The organism is candidate division KSB1 bacterium, assembly GCA_016214895.1.
Taxonomy (GTDB): Bacteria; Electryoneota; RPQS01; order RPQS01; family RPQS01; genus JACRMR01.
In genome coordinates this window covers 46,821-68,014 of record JACRMR010000002.1, presented here as the reverse complement: position 1 = coordinate 68,014, position 21,194 = coordinate 46,821, and the positions used below count along the sequence as shown (strand labels likewise).

Sequence of the window (21,194 nt, the reverse complement as noted above, 5' to 3'; positions counted from 1 at the left end):
GATGCCTCCTCACGCATTCTCACTGCTTTCCGTGCCCCGCCGCCTCGTCCTGATCATTGGGCTGGCCGCGGCGCTGCGCCTGTTCGGTCTCGCGTCGGAAAGTCTCTGGCTGGACGAAGGGCATACCTACTTTGAGATCACACAGAGCTGGTCGTCGGCGTTTCATGACAAGACGCAGGGTCCGGTCTTCATTCTGCTGGAGAAGCTTTTCTGCGGTCAGTTTGGCGCCAGCGAATGGACGCTGCGATTTCTGCCCGCCTGCTTCGGCATCGCTGCGATCCCGGCGCTGTTTGCGCTTGCGCGGCAGCTGTTCGATGATCGTACGGCGTTAGTCGCGGCGCTGCTGGCGGCGATCAATCCGACCTGGATTCATTATTCGCAAGATGCCCGGCCCTATTCACTGCTGCTGCTGGCGGTAATCCTGTCATGCTGGACGATGCAGCTCTGGCTTAAGCGACCCGGGACTCGGACTCTGGTGCTCTGCCTGGTTAGCATGCTGGTCGCGATCTATTCACACGCCTTTGGAGCCTTGCTTCTGCTCGCTTCGCTGCTGTGGTGTCTCGCGTTCTTGTCGCGGAATGGCGAGCTGCACCGGGCACGCTTGGGGAAGCAGATCGCCTTGATCGGCGCGCTGATTGCTTTGCTGTCGCTCCCTGCGGTGTTGCAATACGCTGGAAAGCTCGAAGGGCGCATGGCCGGCGACGCGCTCGGCGGCTGGATCAAGCGACCTTCACTCTTCATGCTCCTGGCCGCGATTCATCACTACTTTATGTACCCCGTGCTCTCGATAGCAGCGGGGCTGCTCGTGCTCCGCGCGGGCATTGGCCAAGGACGCCTCGTCCATTGGCAGTGGCGGCCGCTACTCGCGCTCAGCGGGCTTTACGTCAGCTTTGTAGTGATTCCATGGTTGATCTCCGTTACGTTTGCTCCGGTGTTGATTCCGCGATATACGCTGCCGGCCTCAATCGCAGTGCTAATCATTCTCGCATGGTCGATCGCGGCGATGCCGCGACCCAATCGCGTGATTTGGGTATCGGTTTGGGTGGTCATCAGCACCATCGGGTTGTGGAGCTACTATGCGGGTTCCGACAAGGATCCGTGGCGTGAGACGGCGGCGCGCTTGCGTCGGGAAATGCAGGCCGGGGACTTAATCGTGTTGTCGCCCGGGTATGTCGCGGAACCCATGAGCTACTACTTTGAACCGACAGCGGGAATCGAGCTGGCCGTAGCGCGCCGAGCCACTCCGCTCGATTCGCTGCTGTCAAACCGCGATCGTGTCTGGCTCATTACGGCCTATGGCAGCGAACAGGGGGACCTGTTGCAACGGCTTCGCGAGGCCGCAGCGCAAGCACGCCGTTTGGTCTCACATTGCACGGTCGAGCCGTACGCTCCGAAAGATCCCTGGGCGCTCTGGCAGGCCGAGATCAGTGTCTCACTTTACGCGGCGGAGACGCCGTGAAACCATTTCGACCTCGCGCCTTGCTCTGGACCGCGGCGCTGACCTACACGTTGTCCTATCTCTATCTCGCCATCTATCATGGCCGAATCTGGCTCGGTTTCACTGTCGTACACGAAGGCGGAACTCTGACCTTTCTGCAATCCGTCTTCTATGCATCTCATTTCCTCGGCCACATTCCATCGCTGACGGTCATCGCGTTCCTGTTCACCGGCGCGCTGCGCTGCTGGTCGCCCGCCCCCTCTGAAGCGGTGGTAGCAACACCGCGCCGCTACGCCTGGTTGACCGTCAGTTGGGTGATTGCCTGCCTGCTCTTGAGCTTCGTACTATTCGGCCGCGACGACACGCTCTCGTACCTGGTGCAACTGCGACAAGGAGTACATCGAATTGAAGCCGGTGGTTCCTGGCTGCTGCACACTCCCAGCACACTGCTCCTCTTTCCGTTCTGTCTGCTCTATCTCTTCGCGACGGAATGGCTGCTGACCGCCGCCGTCCCGCGACTTACTCTGCGCGGCGGATCGTTGTACATCGCCGCCGCCTTGCTGTTTCTGATCATCTCGGCAATCGTGGTTCCGCGGCCGGTCTCCACGCTATACAGCGTCTGGTCCGACCCGCGCTATCTGGCGCACAGCGTCCGCGAACTCGCGACGTTTCCGTTGACGTTCTTTCCGCTTCCACTCTACTTCCTCCATCGCCGCCGCGAGCCCGGTAACACGACTTCTGTCCGCGATTCGCGCCGCTGGAAGCTATTGGCCCTCTGTCTCGCGCTGTTCGGCGTCGGCCTCGTTTACCAGGTGCAGCACTCGCTTAGCGCCGGAGTGAGCGAGATTGCGCAGCATCCCGCCTTTGCCGGTTCAGCCGGCCTTTCAATTCCCTACCTGCTCGCCTCCCACTATTTCGAGCACGTGCTCGACACCGTTTACTTCACGTTGGTCTCGCTCTGGATCTACTCCGCCTCGATGGTTCGCCGCTAACCGCCGCGACACAAAAAGCCTGAGCGGCGTCGCTCAGGCTGGAAGGCGAGATCTTTCACCGGCGTTTAGCCGGACGAAACCGTTGCCTTGCTGCGCGGCGCGTCGATCAACAGCCGCCCCGCTTCGAGCAAGTCGTGGATGTGTGTGTAGTTGAACAGGCCGTTGCGTCCCACCGGCTGCAAATTCTCGAAAACGCTCAGATAATCGACCAGTTCGCGAACGCTACCTTCGATGCCGCAGGCCAGAATCGGATAGGCAAACGGGATTCTATGGATCGTCGCGTCGAAGACATCAGCCCGCGTGATCAATCGCTTGCTTTCGAGGATGGGAATGGCGAGATCCGCGAGCTCTTGCGCGCTCATCCGCCACCGATTGTCTTCGATTCCACAGGGAAACTCAATCGCCAGCGACGTTTGATTCCGCGGCGCCATCTCCGCGCTGCGATTTTTGGGTTCATAGATCCGGGTGAACGGGATCTCGCGTTCCGGAAAATATAACGATGCGTGGTGGCTCACCCGCTCGCGGTGCAGGAACAGGATCAGGATCACGACATGCCGGAATTTCAGTTTCGACGCCAGTTCGATCACCCGCGCGGGCGGTGCCGGGTCCAGCAGGCCGGCATTCAATCCGAGCGGCAGCGATGTGACGACCGTGTCAACCTCAATCCGCTCGCGGTGATTAACTTCAACCGCGCGAATCCGGCGGTCGCTGTGCACGAGACGGGTAACCCGGGCGTTCGTGCGAATATTCGCTTCGCCGCAGGTCTGGGCCAGACGTTCCGTGATCATGCCGATTCCCCGGCGCGGATAGTAGAACTTACCGTCAAGATGCTCGGTCTTTGCGCGACGGCCACGCAGCGCTTCAACGAGAAATGTCGTGAGATTCAGGCCCTTCAGACGCTGACCGCTCACAAACGGGGAGAGCATGTTCGCGGGCAGACCCCATAACTTCTCCGAGTAATGCAGCAGAAACAGATCGGCGATGGTCTTGCCGTAGCGCGCGACAGCCAACGCTTCGAGCGAACCGCCTGCGCCGCGATTCGCATTCCGCGAGAACGTGTAGTCCACGGCCGCGCGCGCCGTCAACAGCGGTCCCAGCTTGCTCAATAGATTCCCCGGTGACAGCGGAAAATCGATCCGCCGATTTCGCCACAAGATCAGACTCGGCGCGGAAGCCACGATCAAGTCCTCGCCTAACAGCGACAGCAGCTCCCGCGTGATCTCTGCATGCTTGTCATGGAACCGGTGCGCTCCGGTGTCGAACAGGAACTCGCCGTACCGGATCGTCCGCGCGTTTCCACCGACGACCTCGCCGGCTTCGAGCACCGTAAACGGCAGCCGCTGCTTTGCCGCGAAGTAGCCGACGGCGAGCCCGGCCGGGCCGCCACCGAGAATGGTTAAGTGCTGGGGATGAGCAGTGATTGAGGAGTTCGACACGGGTGGAAAGCCGTTGCTTAGGCCGTTGTTACCAAGGTACGGCATTCCGCGACAAAAATCAATCCGCAATCTCAACTTGCATGGAAAAGACCGGGCCGGCTCACTGAGCCGGCCCGGTCACAAGCTTCCGTGAACAAACGTTACGCGGATACGGACGTATGCTCGGCGGCGACCGCTACACGGATCGGCCGAACCGCAATCCGACGACCGAACAGGCGACCGAAGAAGGCCGGTACGGATTCGCGCCACTGATCGACTTTGATGTAAACGACGGGCACGAGCACCAACGTCAACAGCAACGAACTGGTGAGTCCGCCGATCAGGGCCGCGGCGAGGCCCGACTTCCACTCGGCGCCGGCGCTGGAATGCAACGCGAGCGGAACCATTCCGAGGATCATCGCGATCGTGGTCATCACAATCGGCCGCAGGCGCGTCTTGCCCGCCTCCATCAGCGCCGCGAAAGTCGGCATCCCGGAGGCCTTGTTCACATTGGCGCGGTCCACGAGCAGAATCGCATTCTTGCCGACGAGTCCGATCAGCATGATGATGCCGAGCATTGAGAAGATACTCAGACTCTTCATCGTCAGCGCCAACGCCAGCAGCGCGCCGATCATCGCCACCGGGATCGAGAATAGAACGACGAACGGGTAGATCCAGGAGTTGTACAGGGCAACCATGATCAGGTAGGTGAATACGATGCCCGCGAGAAACGCCATCCCGAGACTCGAGTTCGATTCCTGCTGCATCTTCAAGTCCGCTTCGTACGCCATGCCGACACCCGCCGGGAGCGGATTGCTCTTGAGCGCGGTGGCGACATCCTGACCGATCGAGCCGATGGGTCGTCCCGTCGAGTTGGCGAGCACGGTGATCCCGTAGTTTCGGTCGCGTCGCAACAGCTTGGTCGGCCCGGAGGTCTGCTGAATCGTCGCAAATTGTTGCAGCTCGATCTGCTGACCGGAGCGGTTGAAGAAAGTCAAATTCGCGAGATTAGCGGTGCGCGACCGGTCATAGCTGTCCAATTGAATACGAATGCCGAAGTCGTTCGGACCGTCGCGGAATTTTGAATCATCATCGCCGTCCAGCGCCACGCGCAGTGTCTGCCCGACTTCGGCGACGGAGAGACCTAAAGCGGCCATTTTCTCGCGGTCAAAGTCGATGCGCGTTTCGGGCTTGCCATCCTCACTCGACAGCCGAACGTCCGTGGCGCCCGGAACGTGTCGAACCACGGTTGCCAAGTGCTCGGCTCCGGCTCTAACCTCGTCGTAGTCCGTGCCGTTCACGACCAATTGGATCGGGGACTGGTCGGCCGTGCCGAAGATGCCGATCTCATTCACGCGTACCTTGACTCCCGGAAACGACCGCACGATTGCTTTGATCTCGCGCGCGATTTCCGCGGTGGTTCGTTCGCGTTCGCTCCGCGCTGCCAGCGTCACATTCACTTCCGCGGCGTGCGGAGACGTTAGACCGATCCACCCTTCCGAGGACGTGCCGACGTTGGTCAGTAGTTTTCGTACCTCGGGCACAGCCGCCAGCCGCTCCTCGATGTCGCGGGTCAAGCGATTGGTCTCTTCGACCGGCGTACCCAGTGGCAATTCAACGGTGACCGAAAACTCGCCGCGATCGGATTTCGTAATGAACTCGCCGCCGATAAAGCCCAGCGGCACCAGGGCCACAGACGCGAAGAACATGACGAGGGTGGCGATTCCGACGGTCTTGCGGTGGCGCAGGCTCCAGTGGAGTATTCCGGAGTAGTGATTCGCGAAGCGGTCGTACATCGCTTCAAAGAACAGCCCGATCCGTCCCATGACCGATTTGGCCGTCAAGGGCTGCAAGATCGCAAAGCGCGACGCCAGCATCGGGGTGAGCGTGAACGACACGAGTAAGCTGAGCAGAGTCGAGACCACGACCACGGCGGCGAATTGCCGCATGATGTTGCCGACGATTCCGGTTACCATGATGAGCGGCACGAACACGGCGACGTCAACCAGGGTAATGGCGAGCGCGGCGAAGCCGATCTCGCTGCGCCCGGTAACCGACGCCTGGCGCCGGTCTTCGCCTTTCTCCATGTGATGATAGATGTTCTCGAGCACGACGATGGAGTCGTCCACCAGGATTCCGATCACCAGCGACATGGCGAGCAACGTCATCAGATTCAGCGTATAGCCAAGCAGAAACATGGCGAAGATCGTCGAGATCAGGGACGCCGGAATCGCGACCATGACGATGAGGGAATTGCGCACACTGTGCAGAAACGCCAGCATGACGAGCGCCACAAGCAGAATCGCTACGCTGAGGTCCTGCTTCACCGCATTCGCGGCATCCACCGTGAACGTCGAACCGTCTTGCGCAATATCCGCTTTGAGGCCGATCGCTTTGAAGTCCTGCTCCAAATTCACAAGTTCCGCCCGTGCGAGACGGCTGACTTCGAGCTGATTGGCGTCCGACTGCTTGAAGATCTGCACGGTCACGGCGTCCACGCCATTCAAGCGGCTGTACGTCGCAATTTCCTTAGTGCCATCGTGCACCTCGGCGATCTCGGCCAGATGAATCCGGCTGCCGTCACGCGCCTCCGCCACCACCAGCGTGCGCAGATCGTCGACGCTCGCGAATTTTCCCGCGAGCCTGACGATGTACTCACCGTCGGTATCGTTGACCTTGCCGGTGGGAATATCGAGATTCGCGCTCTTGATCGCCTGGGTGACCTGCAAGATCGACAAGTTGTTGGCGCGAATCTTCTGCGCGTCGAGGGCGATCCGGATTTCGCGTTCCTCGCCGCCGATCAGCGTAACTTGACCGACGCCGGCGAGCCGCGCGAGGCGGGGCTGCACCTTGTCTTTGAGCAACTGATAGAATTGCGTTCCCGGAAGCGTGCCGGTCATGGCCACGCGCAGCACGGGGAATTCGTCCAGCGCGAAGCGGTCGATGATCGGTGCTTTGATGCCGTCGGGTAAGCGCGATTGGACCTGTGAAATCTCGCGTTGGGCGTCACTCAGCGCTTTGTCGATGTCGGCGGACTGTTCGAAATTCACGGTCAGCAGCGACGCGCCCTCTTGCGACTGCGCATAGAGCGCGTCCACCTTGTCGAGTCCCGACACCGCATCCTCGAGCACCTTCGTGACGGAATTCTCGACTTCGCTCGGCGAAGCACCGGGATAGACCGTGGTGATCGTGATCACGGGCGGCGTAATCTTCGGCAGCAGCTCATAATTGAGCTGCGTGTATCCAAATGCGCCGAGCAGCATCAGAATCGTGAAGCCCACGATGACGAGCGTCGGTCGCTTGATCGATAGTTCAGTGATACTCATAGTGTCGTTTCCGCGGAGTCACGTTGCTTGTGTCTGGTCCGGCTCACTCGACGATACTGACATTCGCGCTGTCGCGCAAGTTGTTCTGCCCGCTGGTGACGACAGTTTCGCCTTCGCGCAGACCGCCCTCGACCGCCAGCAGGGTTCCGGCCTGGTCGCCGATGACGACGCTTCGCAGCCGGGCCACGCCCTCGTCGATGATATACACGTGCGGATCGCGCAAGCTGCCGGTGAGCGCATCGCGCGGAATTGCCAGCACCGGGTTGACATCGCCCATCGCGAACTGCACGCGCGCGAACATGCCGGCTTTCAAGGGATGCGCGGCGCTGTTCGACAATGCGATCTCGACGGCATACGTGTGCGCGTCATCAGCCTTGTCGCTGATGGTCGCGATCTCTCCCCGGAATGACTGATCGCGATAGACGTCCGTGTGGATTTCGACCGCATCCTTCGGTTTGAGCCGGAAGGCGTCCTTTTCGGCAACTTGGACCCGTACTTTGAGTTTCGCGATATCCACGACATTGGCGACGACATCGCCGATTTTCACGCGCGTTCCGAGATCGAGTGGTCGCGCCGTGATCACACCGTCGATCGGCGACGTTACCCGGCAGTCGGCGAGTTGCCGGCGGGCCGTAATGAAGGCGGCTTCGGCCGTTTTGGCGGCCAACCGCGCGCCCTCGAGCTGCGTGTCGGAGACGGTACTGTCAAGATGCAGGCTCTGATAGCGTTCAAGATCGCGCCGGGCTTTTTCGTAATTCACTTCGGCGGTCGCAAAGGCCGCGCGCTTCAACTCGTCTTCGATTTGAAAAAGCACGTCTCCGGCCCGGACCTGATCGCCGACCTCGGCCGTGACGGCGGTGATCCGGCCCTCGGCTTCGGCCACGATCGTCACGTCGCTCGCCCCGGCGATCATGCCGACAAGGGAGACCTGGTTGGCCAGCGGCGCGCGCTGCACCTGCTGCACGCGGACCGGAATCGTGAGCTGGACATCGGGCACGGAGATCGCGGCGAGGTGTTGCTTGTTACTCAGCAGGACGAATACGATCACGGCCAGCAGAATGATCGTGATTCCGGCGGTTCTTATCTTGCTCATGGGGGCGTCCTATCGGAATTGTGGATTGAAATCGGTCATGCGGCAACGGCGTGCGCGACCTCAGCGCGTGGCTGCCGTTGACTTGTCGAGCCTGGCAATCGCGACCTGGAAATCAACGATGGACTGCGTCTGATTCCAGCGCGCGCGCAGCAGATCGTCTTCGGCGTCCAGGAGTTCGGAATTGCGGGCGAGGCCGTTTTTGAATTTCTCGCGGGTGGCCCGGTAGTTTTCTTCCGCCAAGCGCGCACCGTCGGCGGCGACGGAGATCTTCTGCCGGGCTTCGTTTAGATGGAGGAGATCGGCGGTGACTTCGAGCCGGATCGCGTCCTGCATGGCGGCCCTGGCCGTCTCGGCTTGGGCGAGTTGGGCGCGCGCCAATCGAGTCTGATGTTTCGTGGCGCCCCAGTTCCAGAGCGTCCAGGTGGCGGCAATACCCACATCCCAACTGTCGTTCCACTCATGCGTGAGCGGCTGATAGCGTTGATTCGGATTCTGATAAGAGAAATTCGCCACCCCTGCGAATTGCGGCAGCCATCCCGCACGGGCCAACCGCACGCCGGCCGAACCGGCTTCGATTCGGTGTTGGGCGGCGTTCAGCTCTGCGCGACGAGCCAGTGCGGTCTGATCGAGCGCCGCGCCATCCCGGAATCGCACGGGGATCTCGATGTCATCCGCGCGATCGGGCCGCGTGCTCACGTTGATCGGAGTGTTCAGCGGCAAGCCGACTTGATTGCAGAGCGCGATCGCTGCCAAGCGCACGTTGTCGGTGGCGTCGATTTGCGTCAGTCGGACATCTGCGAGTTGCACTTCGACCGCCAGTGCGTCGGTGGTGGTTGCTAATCCTTGCTCGACCAGATTCCGGACATCCTTCAAGTGCGCTTCGACGGTCGCGAGATTATCGTCAATGACGCTTTTGAATTCCGTCGCCTTGTAGAGTTGCCAATACGCTTTCTGGGCATCATAGATCAGTTGGCTTCGCGTGGTCTGGAGGTCCGCGCCGGCGACCCCGGCGGCGGCGCGCTGTGCATCGACCGCGGCCTTGAGCTTGCCGCCGGTGAACAGCGGTTGCTCGAGCGCGAGCTTCGCGGAGTAGTTATCGAGAATCGGATCCGACAACGTGATCTTGTCCAGCGGCGCGGGAAAGGGCGTCGTAACCGCGAACGCCGGTACATCGGAGAGCCGCGCGTAGGATGCGCCTGCCTTAAGTGTCGGGAGCATCGTCGTCTGCGCGGCCTGCGCCGCCGCTTGCGCGGCTTCGGATTGTTGCCGGGCGATCAGCAGCGTCTTGCTATTCTGTAGCGCAATCGTGATGGCGGAGTCGAGGGACAACCGCAGCGTATCTTGCGCCCGGGCGGTCAGCGAGCTGAGCAGCAGCGCGCCGCTGAGAGCCGCCGCGCGCAACAGGGTGCCGGCGGCGAGACGGATGAGTGGAGTTCGTTTCATAGGGATGTAGTAAGCGGCCAACATGAATAGCGCGGAAGTCTCAATGCGGGGTCCGCTGCTTGTGCGCGGCGATAAGTTGGTTCAGCATGTCCCCGCTGGCCAGCGCGATATTTTCGATATTGTCCTGATCAAGCATCGGACAGCGGCGGCGGATAATCAACGCGGCCACGCCATGTACGTAGCCCCAGAGCGCAAAGGCCGCTATCTCGCGCGAATCGGCGGGCAGGTAGCCGGCATCCACGCATTCCTGAACCGTGGCATTGAAGAAGTCAAAGGACTTGCGGCCGTAATTCCATTCGTCGCTGCCCTCCTCGATCGTCTTAATCGGGCCGCGCATGATGAACATCAGATCGTAGTATCCGGGGTGCTCGATAGCAAATTCGAGGTAGCGGCGGCTGATGGCCTGCAGGCGCTCAAACGGATCGGAGATCGTGGCCGTATCGCGGAATTTCTCCATGAGCATCTCGAAGCCGAGATTGTGAACGGCATAGAGAATCTCGTCCTTGTCCTTGAAATAGAGGTAGATCGTGGCCGGGCTGTACTCGATCTTTTCGGCAATGCGGCGGATCGACACCGTGGCGAAGCCTTCCTCGACAAAGAGGGCGCGCGCAGTTTCGAGGATCAGCGAACGCATTTCCTGGCGTTCACGGGACTTTCGTTCGGCGATGGTCATGTGTGCCTCTCGTCAGGCTCAGCTCGGTGTGTGCCTGCGCGAGCTAACGGAATTCTGCGTCGATTACCTTAATTGACTACATGGTCGGTAATCGTGTTTCAGTCACTGAACATAGTTTAGTAATAAAACAGCATATTGTCAAGTCGCATCGTATTTACATAAATTATTAAAATACTTATGTATAGAACATGCCAGTGGGTCAGCTATGATAAGACAACGCCTCTCCGTGGGATGGAGAGGCTTGAATATGGAAGAGAGGCAAAAAGAAACCGGGTCACCAGCAAGTTGATGACCCGGTCACTATTGATGCGCGTGGAGGAGGCCTGAGTCTGGGAAGCGCGGTTCCAGCCGTCGAAGACCGGTCCTACCCTACCACGCGAAATTGGCGGCGAGCCGCGGCCCGAGAAGAAACTACGACGTGGCCTCCGTCGTCGGTGATCTCCACGGCACGCCTTAAACTTATGCGTAATCAGTTCCGCGAAAGCGGCAGCTGAGTCGTGTCGTTTGCTGACTGTCTGACGTTGATGATACCCGCGTAACCGGCTCCGGGTTCCGGGCGGATGCAAAAATCTTCACAGCGAATCCGCGAGGCGTTTGTCATCAACAAGCATCGAAAATCGAATGCTATTTTGGCGAAAACCGGAGTCCGCTCATTCAGGAATCGCCTCCCTGCGTGACGCGGATGCAGTTCCTTCCGCCTCCGCGTAACTGTGATCAACTGCGGTCGTGTCTTCGGGCAGGTCGGTCTCAAGCGCGGCGTCCGCCCGCGGATTTGCGGCATAGAAGAAGAAGTGTCCGAAGCTGATCGTATAGAAGAACAGCCAGAACAACGCGACCCAGCCGAGCGGTGCCTGGGGCCGCTCACCGAGGCGAAAGGCAAGAACGGAACCAACCGCCAGCGCCGCAAGAAATACATAGGTTTGCGGCGATGTGAGGAGGTTGATCCGCGCTCCGCGCGCCTTCGGTGAGACGTCCCATTTCATATCCCGTTTGCGTAATGCACGAAGCACTCCGGTCGCATAAACGGGCATGGTCACGGCGAGGATTCCCTGCACCATGAGCAGGTGTCGCAGCCGGTAGCCGCGCAGTCGCATATGCAGATAGGGAAAGGCCATCACCACCGCGTAGAAGGGCAGCACGGAGAGGTACAGCCATTCCGAACCGCCGCCGACGGGAAACGTGGCGTCGATCCCGAAGCGCAGGAGATGATAGGTCAACATGAGCATCGGCACGGTAGCGAGCGCGGCCAGCAGCAACGTGGCAATGTAGTAGCCGGAGCTCCACAAGTATTCGATGCCGACGCTCAACGGAATCTGCTTGCGTCGCGCGGAGAACGCCGACAGGACGATCTCCTTGGCGATGGTCGTGTTGCCGATCACCCAGCGTCGCTGCTGTTTCCAGTACGCCGACAGGTCCCGCGGCCCGATCCCGAACGCATAGGCCCGGCGCACAAAGAGCGATTTCCAGCCAGCGCAATGCAGGCGATACGACATGATCATATCTTCGGACAGCGAGGTTTCATCGTAGCCGCCGACGCTTTCGATGGCCGAGCGTCGAATCACGTAGTTGGTGCCGCAACACATCGCGCGTTCGAGCGCGCCCTTGCCCTCCATCACGGTATCGTAGGAGAGCATCTCCTGTTGCGCGGCCGCGCGGGTCAACCAGGATTCGTCGGAGTTCTCGTAGAACTGCGGCGTCTGCACGAACGCGACCCGCTCATCGCCGCTCAAGAGCGGGACAAGCTCACCGAGGAAATTCCGGCGGACTCGCTGATCGGCATCCAGCACGGCCCAGTATTCATAGCGGCGGTCGATGAAGGGCACGCCATCGTTCATGGCGCCCTGCTTATGGCCGCGGTTCGGCAGATCAATGATCGTCGCGCCGCAGCGCTTCGCCAGATCGATCGCCGCGGCTTTGGCGTCAGGTCGCCGGGAGTTCTCAAGGAGGAACACCTCGAAGTCGGGGTAATTCAGTCGGGCGCACGACGATAGACTGCGTTCGAGAATCCGCGGGTCCTCATCGCAGCAGGCAATGACCACGGCCACGGGCACCACGCGCGAATTCCCGGGCTGCGGGACCGGCAGTTGATATCGCGAAGCACCCAGCCATGCGTACCCGATGTAGATGAGCCAGTTAGCCGCGATCACAAGTTCCGTCGCGATCAAACCGCAGAATCCGATCACGCCCACGACCGATTTCCACGACCCCGCTTGCTGCCCGGCGATCCGATCGAGCGTACTGAACAGGATCGGGACACGGATGACCTGTACGGCGATGAACACGCCCACCATGATCAGAAACCAGGCAACAATCAGCTTGCGGAGTTTCGGGGGCCGGCGATATTGACTGAACACCGCATTGACCCGGGCGGGAGTAGGATAGAGGAAGCGCGCGAGGGCGAACAGGCAGAGGCCGGCGGCCAGCGGGTAACAAAGAGCGGCGAGGACGGCGGGCAGCACCGTTGTCATTCGGCTTGGCCTAAGCGCTCATTTGCGAACACGCCGGTCGCCGCCAGCAACGGCGAGGGAAACTCGTCGGCGAGCAGTTCGCGCATGCGCGCCAGGTCAATTTGCAACTTGCGCAGCAGGTCCTGCAGCTTGGGGCTGAGCGGCGCCTTTTGCATGACGGCCCAGAGCAAATCCTGTTCGCGCACGGAGGGCGAACCGGCATCGCGCGCAAAGTTGAACGCCAGCTGCTGCGTCTCGAGCACGTTTTGCGTCGCGACCACGCGCAAAATGCCCTCGCGGGCCAATTCGGGTCCCCGGACCGCCGCGCGCATTTCGGCAAGATTCAGATTCATGCGCGAGAACAAGCGGTCGGTGATTTCCCCGCCTGCCGTGATGATCGCGCAAAAGAGATGCCCGGTCTCCACATGTCGCGCTCCCTGCACGGTCGCCAGCCGCCGGCACTCGTCATAGATACGCGCGACTTCCGGTTCGTAGGCATTCTCAAGTGGCGTAATGGTGCCGTGCGGCGGCCGCAACGCCAGCACATCGACGGCGCTCACCCATGCGGCGCGTTCGATCAGCGCGGCGGCCTGCGCGACCGCATCGGCGAACGCGAGGCGCGGTTTGCCGCCACCGACATCGAGGGTGACTCCGGTGCCTTCGACCGTGTGCATCCGGCCGGAGCGGATTTCGCGGATCAGCATGGCCTGATCGTCGATGACCGGTTGACCTCCCGGTGTCGAACCGACCCACACTCCGACGAGCGCGTGACGCGGCGCGATATCAGCGGCACCGGAGAAGATGATCAAGGGGCACAGCCCGACATGCTCGAGACACGCGGCAAACAACACCGCGAGGTCGATGCAGGTGGCGCGCCCGGGATCGCGGGGGTTATCACCGTGAAAGATGCGGTGCGGGGATCGAATCGACTGATAGGGGGTCAACGCCACGCCGGACTTGAGCTTCGGATCCTCATAGTGAATACACCGCTGCGTGGCCAGAAAGTCGTATAAGGAGCGGAGAATTTCGAGTTCGGCGTCAGGGGCACCGGTCCGCAGGAGTTCACGAAACGCGCGTGCGCCGGGCTTAGCTTGTGCTTCGTTTATGATCCGTTCGACGGCCGGATTGCGCGGGGTAACGAACGCCGCGATCGTGCGTCGTGAAGCGGAATCATACGGCCAGTCCCAGAAGCCCAGCACCGTCAGCTCGCGCTCACCACGCAACCGGAGCGGTGTCGCATCAGGCGGGTATTGCGGAAGCGCGCCGCGGCCGCCCAAGGTATCCACGGAAGGCTCGACTCCGAGTTTGGCTTCATAGTCCAACCGGATCGAGGCGCGGATGGGTTCGATCTGCGCGCGCAGTGAAGCCGTGTCAAACGCCAGGGCAGGCACGGCGATTTCCCGCGACATTTCAGGTTCGAGTGGCGCCACTCGGATGTCCACGGGAGTCGAAAGTCCGGAGACCTGCAGCCGCAGCATGAACGGGCGTGACACGCTGCGCGCCGTGTTGATCGCGACCAGTCGCGGCATGATCGGCATGCCGCAATGATACGATGCGTAGTTGAGGACGCGTGCACAGGGGGCCACGATCAGGACGGAGTCGAACGGCACGGACCACCAATCTTCCGGGATCAACGTCCACAGCGAATCGCCGGTTCGGATCAGCGCGCCGAACGGAATTTCAACGGCGCCGGCGCCTTGAATTTGTTTCCCGTTGAGGGCGGTACCGTGCTTGCTCCGTTGATCTTCGACGAGCCAGCGTGCACCCTGACGCAGAATCGTGGCATGCTCCCGGCTCACCGTCATGTCCGGATGCAAGTTCAGCTCGGGCGCTTGGCCGGGATTGGCCGGATCGGGTCGTCCGACGCGAATCACCGGCTGAGCGAACACGCGTTCGATGGGCGCTCGAATGCCATCGGCCGGGATGATGACGATTCTGACGCGCTCGTGCGGGAGGTCTTGTGGGGTTGCGGGATGTAACATGGAATGGCCCGCTCGGCGGAACGCGAAGCGGGCACGGGCGATTGCGGAGGGCTTGGGGAATTAGCGCGACGGCCCGATAATCACATCACAGGCGCCGTCGGGAAAGTCGGCAAAGGCCGCCAGCAAATACTCTTCGCCTGCGACCGCAGCGAGCACACCGAGCGCGGGGAGTTTCGTCGGGTCGGCGGGGATCAGCAGGACGTATTCCGCGGATGGATTCGGGCCCGGCCAGTGTTTGACCATCAGCGATCCGCGGCGGCCGTCAGCCACAATTTCCGCGTACTTACGGTTATCGCGGTAGATGATCGACGACGCGGACTGCGCCACGATCGCATTGATGTGCGAAACCTCTCGCAGCGCGGCCAGCGCCCGTTCGGTCTGATGGTCCGCGAGCGCCACGCTGCTGTCGGCAATCATGCGATCGAGCAGTGCTTCTTCGGCGGGCGAGCCGACGCCGGAGATGGCCGGATGAAATTCGAATCGGAATGCGGGCGGCAGGCTGCTCGCTGCGAGTCCGGCGACACGCTCGCCGCGATGCAACAGCACACTGACAGCGAGTTCGGCACCCGCGGAAATCGCGCTCAGCCACTCGGCCGCGCGTTTCGACAAGGACTCGGTGGCAGGATTCAGCGCCTGCAGCAATTGCAATTGACGCGCGATGCGCGCATGTTCATCCGCGCTCCAGGACATCCAGACCTCCTCGAAGGAACCGCGCAGGGCGAGTAGTGCGCGGACACGTCGAACACAATCGTCACACTCGCTGAGATGCCGATCCGTACTGATCCGGACGTCATCGGCGATCTCATTAGCCACGTAGGCCAAGAGGATGTTGTCGTTGAGGTGATTCATGCTAATGATCCGACTGGCATCGGGAGTTCATGCTCAATTACGCAGGGGGGGCGGAGTTCTCGCGGGACAGGTCGAAAGCGGGCGAGGAATCATGCACGAGATTGCGGAGTCCGGGCCGGTCACTTATGCCGACCTACTCCAAGCCTATCACGAACCCGGTTCTGGACCTTGTCGCACCAGTCGGCAATCGCATTCAGGCCGCGGGCGCCATAGTAGTCCCGCAAGGCGGTCTGGCCGACGATTCGTCCGGCGATGGCCGCATGATGGTCCAGAAAGAGACGGTTGCCGACCGCCATTTGTTCGACGGTCAGCGGGAGGCTGTTGCGAGTCGGTTGCATCGCCTGGGCGAGGCGGTCCAAAGCGGGCTGATCGAGCCCGGAGCCGCGCTGAAAACACTCCCAGAAGGCGTCCGCAAGCTGCTTCAGGTCCTCTCCGCCACGTTCGGTATCCAGCCGTTGCGGATCGCCTTCGATCTCGCGTCTGCGTTTAGCGCCGGCGGCCGAGTTCACGGAGTCGCGACGCGTAGATTGGCCCAGGATGAGTTTGGAGAATCCAAAGGCGAGTACTTGATGGGGATAGCCGCCGTGGAGAAAGGTCAACCGAAAGCACTCGGTGAGCAGATCGTGGCGCCGGCGCAGCTCCTCGCGCTTGATGAGGAGGGACTCAGCATTGTCCTGCTCGTCGGTCAGCGCGGATCGCGATTCCACGGCACCATCATCCGCCGATGCAACCACGGATTCCGGGCGGCGGCGTGTGCGATCGATGAACTGCAGGACGAGATAGCGAGCGTGGCGGTTAATCAGAAAAGTATAGAACGACCCTTTGGCGGGATCGTAGCCCCCGGCATCTGCGGGCTTGGTCAGTTCGGGAAGTGTGCGGATCCAGATTTCCTGCACGAGATCGGCGGCTTGATCGCGGGCGCAAGTGCAGTGTCCGAGCACGAAGCCTGTAAGGGGTTTCTGGTACCTGTTGATCAGCCGGTTGGCGGCGCCTTGCGATCCGGCGCGAAGCTCGGTCAGATCGCGCAGGTCTTCATCGAGGCGACTATCGGAAGAGTTGGTCACGATTATGGCAGCCGGGTCGTTAATCTTAGGAATGGGTCAAGATCGATTCAATCCTGACAAGATAGGACGAGCGGGCGAAAATGCAATAGGCCGTTGTGCGGCCCGGCCGATTCGGTATCGGTCTTGGACGCAGCGAGTCATGTGAGCCCGAATCTGTCATTTCACCATTTCGACCTGAAATATAACGTTTTGATACGCTGCTCTCCCGCAACGGTTCTGGCAGACTGATCCGGTACAACCAGCTACCGAATCACGCCGGATCTTGCCCACATCGCTCGTGCCTCTCGAACGGCATCGGCGGCAATCTGGGTTTCGTCCGCGGTGGTCAGGCGGCCCTTCTCGACGAGGATTCGCCCGTTGACCATGACGAGCCAGGCCCGGTGGTCGAAGCCGCAGAACAGCAGGGCAGCGATAGGATCGGCGGCCCCGGCGAAGCCGAGACGTTCCACGTCGAAAACCGCGATGTCCGCCGCCATTCCCGGTTCGATCCGGCCCAGTTCAGGCCGACCGAGCAGGCGTGCGGACCCTTCGGTGGCCATCCGCAAGACCGTGCGCGCATTCATCGCGGCGGCGCCATAGTTCATTCGGGCGAGCAGCATCGCCTGTCTGAGTTCGCCCAGCATATCCGAGCTGTCGTTGGACGCGCTGCCATCCACACCGAGGCCGAGCGGAATATCCCGCAACAGCATCTCGGGAACCCGCGCCACGCCCGACCCGAGGCGCATGTTGCTGGACGGGCAATGACAGATTCCACATCGCGCGGTCGCCAGTGCGTCGAGCTCGGCATCGCAAAAACAGACGCCGTGCGCGAACCATACATCGGGTCCAAGCCACTCGACCTGTTCCATGAGTTCGAGGGGAGTGCAGCCGTAAACTTCGCGACAGTACTCGTGCTCGTCGGTCGTCTCGGCCAGATGTGTATGCAGCCGGACGCCGTGTTTGCGGGCCAGTCGCGCCGTCTGGATCAGCAGGTCACGCGTGACATTGAACGGACTGCAAGGGGCGAGGTGCAGTTGCGACATGGCGAATGGCCGCGGATCATGATAACGACGAATCGAATCTTCGCTGTGGAGGAGGACGCGCTCGTCAGCTTCGCACAAATCGTCCGGCGGGAGACCGCCCTGCGAGCGGCCGCGTGACATGGAGCCGCGAGTGCCACAATAGCGGATGCCGAGTTCGCGCGCGTTCTCGACTTGCAGCGACAGCGGATCCTCGGACTGGGCCTGCGGAAAGAGGTAGAGGTGATCCGAGGTCGTCGTACAGCCGGTGAGCAGCAATTCACAAATCGCCAGCCTGTTGGCGGCGCGGAACGCCGCGGGATTCATGTGCCGCCAGACGGGATAGTGGAAGACCAGCCAGTCAAACAACTTCGCGTCCTGCGCACCGGGCAAACAGCGGGTGAGAATCTGAAAGAAATGGTGGTGGCAGTTGATAAGTCCCGGGATCGCTACCTTACCCCGGCAATCGATAACTTGTGCCCCTGCGGGCGGTTCGATCGCCTGCCCGACCTCGACGATCCGTTCATCGCTGAGTAGGATATCGGCATCGCGCAGTTCGCGCTCCGCGGATTGGAACACGGCAGCGAGGTGTTGCAGCAAAATATTCATGGGCAGATCATCAGGCTTGACCTCCGGGAAGAACCAGCTGACGTTGGCGCGGGCGCGTTCTCCGGCGTGGGGTCATGAACCATTGCAAATCGGCGGGAGGGAATGTATATTGCAGACAGTAGGAACACATTCAGATGTCTCATCACCAAATAGAGAGGTCGGGTTACTTGCGGCGTTGGTATCGCATTGCAGGCCTTTGGTTCATCGTAGCGGCCGCCGCGCTCGGGGGTCAGCAAGACTCCCCGGCTCGCGGGACCTCCGGGCGCACGGTAACACGGTGGCGGGCCGAACTTCCACGCGCGCTCCCATCCGCCCGGCGAACGGCGCCGCCGATGGTGACACCGCTGGCTCCGGTGCGGCGAGCCGGGCCGGTGTTGCTGCGAGTGGACGCACCACGGCAAAGTGAGCGACCGACGCTGGATCAGGGCGGCGACGATTGTCTAACGGCGACCGCGGTGGAATCCCTGCCCTACCAGGCGACGGGAACCACGATCGGCTATGCCGACGATATCGAAGTGCCGTGTCCCGCGATCGGCCACAACGCCCCCGATGTCTTCTATTTTGTGACGGTGGACTCGACAACCGCAGTGGATATTACGCTGTGCCAGTCAGCCTTTGACACGGAGCTGTATCTCCTGTCCGGCAGTTGCGGGGAAACGGTGATCGCCTGCGACGATGACGGCTGCCTGAATAACGGCGGAACGCCTACCGCATCCCGACTGGATTCGATGGTACTACAGCCGGGCGAGCAGTACTTCATCGTGATCGACGGCGTCGAGTCCGTCGGCGGCCAATATGATTTGCGAATCGATCTGCATCCGCCATGCACGGTGCAACCGCCGAACGACAGTTGCGTGAGTGTCGCGCTCCAGACGTTGCCCGCCGTGATGAGTGGGGCGACGCGCTGCGCGACGGAAGATTGCCCGACTTTTCCCGGCCGCCATGTTTGGATCGGATTCACGTTGCCGGAGTGCGCGGACGTGGAGCTGCGGCTGTGTGGCTCGCTGCCGGTGCTCTCCGCGGTCTGGTTGAATCTGGCACGGGACTGCGACTGCGCCACACTGAGCGCCGCCGCTACGCTGAATTCGGCGTCCTGCGGGGATGGCAACGTTATTCTGAGTTGGACAAACCTCGCGGCCGGTGATTATTACTATCCGCTCTCCGACGACTCCCTGACCGGCGGCAGCGACTACCAGCTTCAGCTGCTGTCCGCGCCGTGCGCGTCGTGCACGCTGCTGCGGCCAAGTCTTGCGATTGACGAAGGCGAGCCCCCCTGCGGCCCCGACTACACCGACCAGTTCAACGGCGGCTGTGAATCCCTGCCGTTTGCGTTCGTGGATCTCGCCGGGAACGAAACCGTTTGGGGCGCGGCCGGAGCGTTTGTTCGCAACGATTCACTCCTTCACGACACGGATTGGTATCGGCTGGTATTATCGCTGTCCGCGGACGTCACGATTTGCTTCGCGCCGCAGCATGCGACGCGATTAGTGCTCATGTCCACCGTGGAGAATTGTGACACTCTACCCTGTCTCGCGGCTGCCAGTGTTCCGGCCTGCAGCAATTACTGTGAGACATTCGCCTTGCCGGTCGGAGAGTACTACATTCGCGTCGAGCTGACGGACAGCTCCGTCACGGCGTGTCAGTCAAGCTACATCCTGGCGCTGACGACCGACTTGCAGCTTCCGTGCTCGATGTTGCCGCAGTTTTGCGTCGGCGACGTCACGGAATTAGAGCCGAATAGCATCTGCGGCGCAACGCTTGACCCGAGCGTGCTCGGTGGGGCCATGACGCTCGCGGGGACGGTCTGTCCGATTGGGGATCGCGATTTCTACTCTTGGTCCATTCCAGCGGGAATCCGGGCGACGCTGGAAGTTCATAGCGGATCGGACACGGACTGCCTGCTTCAGCCGGCGGCTGTGGTGTTGTCGCTGTTCGATCCGGTCACCTGCCAGGATGCAACGGGCGGTCAACCTCCGACCTCCACCGGGTGGCTGATCGACGGCCCGGCCGATGTCATTGTATCGGTGGAAGCGGCGTTCGCGGCCGGCAGCGGGGACTACCAACTCCGTTTGAGCGAACTCGCGTTGGGCGTCTGCACGATTTCCTGCGCCAACTCCGTCACGGCGACGTGCGACAGCGCGCTGCTTCTGAATACGTGCGACGGCTGTTTACTTTATCCCGGCACGGCCGAAGCGAACTGCGAGGGTCCGCACTGGATTGCCGGGCCGCAGCAGTTCGCCCGCCTGGTCGTCACCGCGGCCGGGGAGTATTGCTTTACGGTCACGGGCGATACACTTTCGTTCGGCGGCGACGTTCAATTCGCAATCTTCACGGATTGTGCAAATCCGGACAGCACTTGTATCTTCAGCCAGGACGTGAACTATCCGGGGCTGGAGCTGACGGGCCGGTACAACACGGAGCAGGGCTGCGACTCGCTGTGGCCCGGGACCTACTATCTTGGCGTTTCCGCTTACGATGAAAGTACGGTGGGCACGACCTGCGGACTGATCTCGCTCGTGATCGATTGCGGGCAGGTGCAAATTCCCTGCGATACAGTTCCCGATCTGCGAATCACGCGCAGCCTGCTGGACGGGGTGCGGCTGTTCTGGACGGCGCTGCACGACGGGGACTATCGGATCTACAGCACGAGCGACTTGCAGAACGACGGCGACCCCGACGAGGGCGCCGACCCGGCATGGGAGTTGGTGGACGCCGCCGCGGCGATTGCCGGTGCAGTCAGTTACACGGACAGTCGTCCACCGGTGACGTTTCGACAGTACGTGGTCACGTTCCACTGTCCATAACCGGGATCGATTCCTCGGAAAATGCCGACATTGGACGTCGGCGGGACGGTCGACCGCACTA

13 protein-coding genes are annotated in these 21,194 nt (G+C 61.4%); 3 read left to right on the top strand and 10 right to left on the bottom strand.

The genetic code is table 11. The features are described 5' to 3' along the window. Position 1: 1 nt before the first annotated feature. Together HZB60_00285 and HZB60_00280 are read left to right on the top strand one after the other, a co-directional pair. Positions 2-1,459 carry a glycosyltransferase family 39 protein gene (locus HZB60_00285; GenBank protein ID MBI5058200.1) on the top strand — a complete coding sequence of 486 codons (1,458 nt, stop codon included), beginning with the start codon at positions 2-4 and terminating at the stop codon, positions 1,457-1,459. After that, positions 1,456-2,430 (top strand): hypothetical protein, encoded by a 975-nt coding sequence (locus tag HZB60_00280; GenBank protein ID MBI5058199.1) that lies wholly within the window; start codon positions 1,456-1,458, stop codon positions 2,428-2,430. The genes HZB60_00285 and HZB60_00280 overlap by 4 nt, the downstream gene beginning before the upstream one ends. 65 nt (positions 2,431-2,495) lie before the next feature. Here the strand turns inward: HZB60_00280 and HZB60_00275 are convergent, their stop codons facing one another. From HZB60_00275 to HZB60_00230, 10 genes are all read right to left on the bottom strand, one after another. Further along, the gene (locus HZB60_00275; protein MBI5058198.1) at positions 2,496-3,866 is read right to left on the bottom strand and encodes an FAD-dependent oxidoreductase; all 1,371 of its coding nucleotides are present in this window, start codon (positions 3,864-3,866) and stop codon (positions 2,496-2,498) included. A 140-nt stretch (positions 3,867-4,006) separates the two neighbouring features. After that, positions 4,007-7,171, bottom strand: coding sequence for an efflux RND transporter permease subunit (locus tag HZB60_00270; protein ID MBI5058197.1), 3,165 nt, complete (start codon positions 7,169-7,171; stop codon positions 4,007-4,009). Positions 7,172-7,214: 43 nt separating this feature from the next. Then, positions 7,215-8,264 (bottom strand): efflux RND transporter periplasmic adaptor subunit, encoded by a 1,050-nt coding sequence (locus HZB60_00265; GenBank protein MBI5058196.1) that lies wholly within the window; start codon positions 8,262-8,264, stop codon positions 7,215-7,217. A 60-nt stretch (positions 8,265-8,324) separates the two neighbouring features. Then, positions 8,325-9,707: a TolC family protein gene (locus tag HZB60_00260; GenBank protein ID MBI5058195.1), complete on the bottom strand. Its 1,383-nt coding sequence runs from the start codon at positions 9,705-9,707 to the stop codon at positions 8,325-8,327. Positions 9,708-9,747: 40 nt separating this feature from the next. Beyond that, the gene (locus HZB60_00255; protein MBI5058194.1) at positions 9,748-10,380 is read right to left on the bottom strand and encodes a TetR/AcrR family transcriptional regulator; all 633 of its coding nucleotides are present in this window, start codon (positions 10,378-10,380) and stop codon (positions 9,748-9,750) included. 650 nt (positions 10,381-11,030) lie between these two features. After that, complete coding sequence (locus tag HZB60_00250; GenBank protein ID MBI5058193.1) at positions 11,031-12,848, bottom strand: glycosyltransferase; 1,818 nt, start codon at positions 12,846-12,848, stop codon at positions 11,031-11,033. After that, positions 12,845-14,809, bottom strand: a complete 1,965-nt coding sequence (locus HZB60_00245) for an FHA domain-containing protein (protein MBI5058192.1) — start codon at positions 14,807-14,809, stop codon at positions 12,845-12,847. The genes HZB60_00250 and HZB60_00245 overlap by 4 nt, the downstream gene beginning before the upstream one ends. A 60-nt stretch (positions 14,810-14,869) precedes the next feature. Next, on the bottom strand, positions 14,870-15,658 hold the full coding sequence (locus tag HZB60_00240; protein ID MBI5058191.1) for a hypothetical protein: 789 nt from the start codon (positions 15,656-15,658) through the stop codon (positions 14,870-14,872). A gap of 119 nt (positions 15,659-15,777) precedes the next feature. Next, the gene (locus HZB60_00235) at positions 15,778-16,722 is read right to left on the bottom strand and encodes a hypothetical protein (GenBank protein ID MBI5058190.1); all 945 of its coding nucleotides are present in this window, start codon (positions 16,720-16,722) and stop codon (positions 15,778-15,780) included. Between the two features lie 242 nt (positions 16,723-16,964). Beyond that, a complete protein-coding gene (locus HZB60_00230) occupies positions 16,965-18,329 on the bottom strand; it encodes an 8-oxoguanine deaminase (GenBank protein ID MBI5058189.1) in 1,365 nt (454 codons plus the stop codon). Between the two features lie 332 nt (positions 18,330-18,661). Between HZB60_00230 and HZB60_00225 the strand changes: the two genes are divergently transcribed. Beyond that, positions 18,662-21,133: a hypothetical protein gene (locus tag HZB60_00225; GenBank protein ID MBI5058188.1), complete on the top strand. Its 2,472-nt coding sequence runs from the start codon at positions 18,662-18,664 to the stop codon at positions 21,131-21,133. The last annotated feature ends 61 nt before the right edge of the window (positions 21,134-21,194 follow it).

Bases quoted from the DNA above. Each gene is read 5' to 3' on its own strand.
- HZB60_00285 (MBI5058200.1), top strand. From the start codon at position 2: ATGCCTCCTCACGCATTCTCACTGCTTTCCGTGCCCCGCCGCCTCGTC.
- HZB60_00270 (MBI5058197.1), bottom strand. From the start codon at position 7,171: ATGAGTATCACTGAACTATCGATCAAGCGACCGACGCTCGTCATCGTG.
- HZB60_00265 (MBI5058196.1), bottom strand. From the start codon at position 8,264: ATGAGCAAGATAAGAACCGCCGGAATCACGATCATTCTGCTGGCCGTG.
- HZB60_00260 (MBI5058195.1), bottom strand. From the start codon at position 9,707: ATGAAACGAACTCCACTCATCCGTCTCGCCGCCGGCACCCTGTTGCGC.
- HZB60_00255 (MBI5058194.1), bottom strand. From the start codon at position 10,380: ATGACCATCGCCGAACGAAAGTCCCGTGAACGCCAGGAAATGCGTTCG.
- HZB60_00250 (MBI5058193.1), bottom strand. From the start codon at position 12,848: ATGACAACGGTGCTGCCCGCCGTCCTCGCCGCTCTTTGTTACCCGCTG.
- HZB60_00245 (MBI5058192.1), bottom strand. From the start codon at position 14,809: ATGTTACATCCCGCAACCCCACAAGACCTCCCGCACGAGCGCGTCAGA.
- HZB60_00240 (MBI5058191.1), bottom strand. From the start codon at position 15,658: ATGAATCACCTCAACGACAACATCCTCTTGGCCTACGTGGCTAATGAG.
- HZB60_00230 (MBI5058189.1), bottom strand. From the start codon at position 18,329: ATGAATATTTTGCTGCAACACCTCGCTGCCGTGTTCCAATCCGCGGAG.
- HZB60_00225 (MBI5058188.1), top strand. From the start codon at position 18,662: ATGGTGACACCGCTGGCTCCGGTGCGGCGAGCCGGGCCGGTGTTGCTG.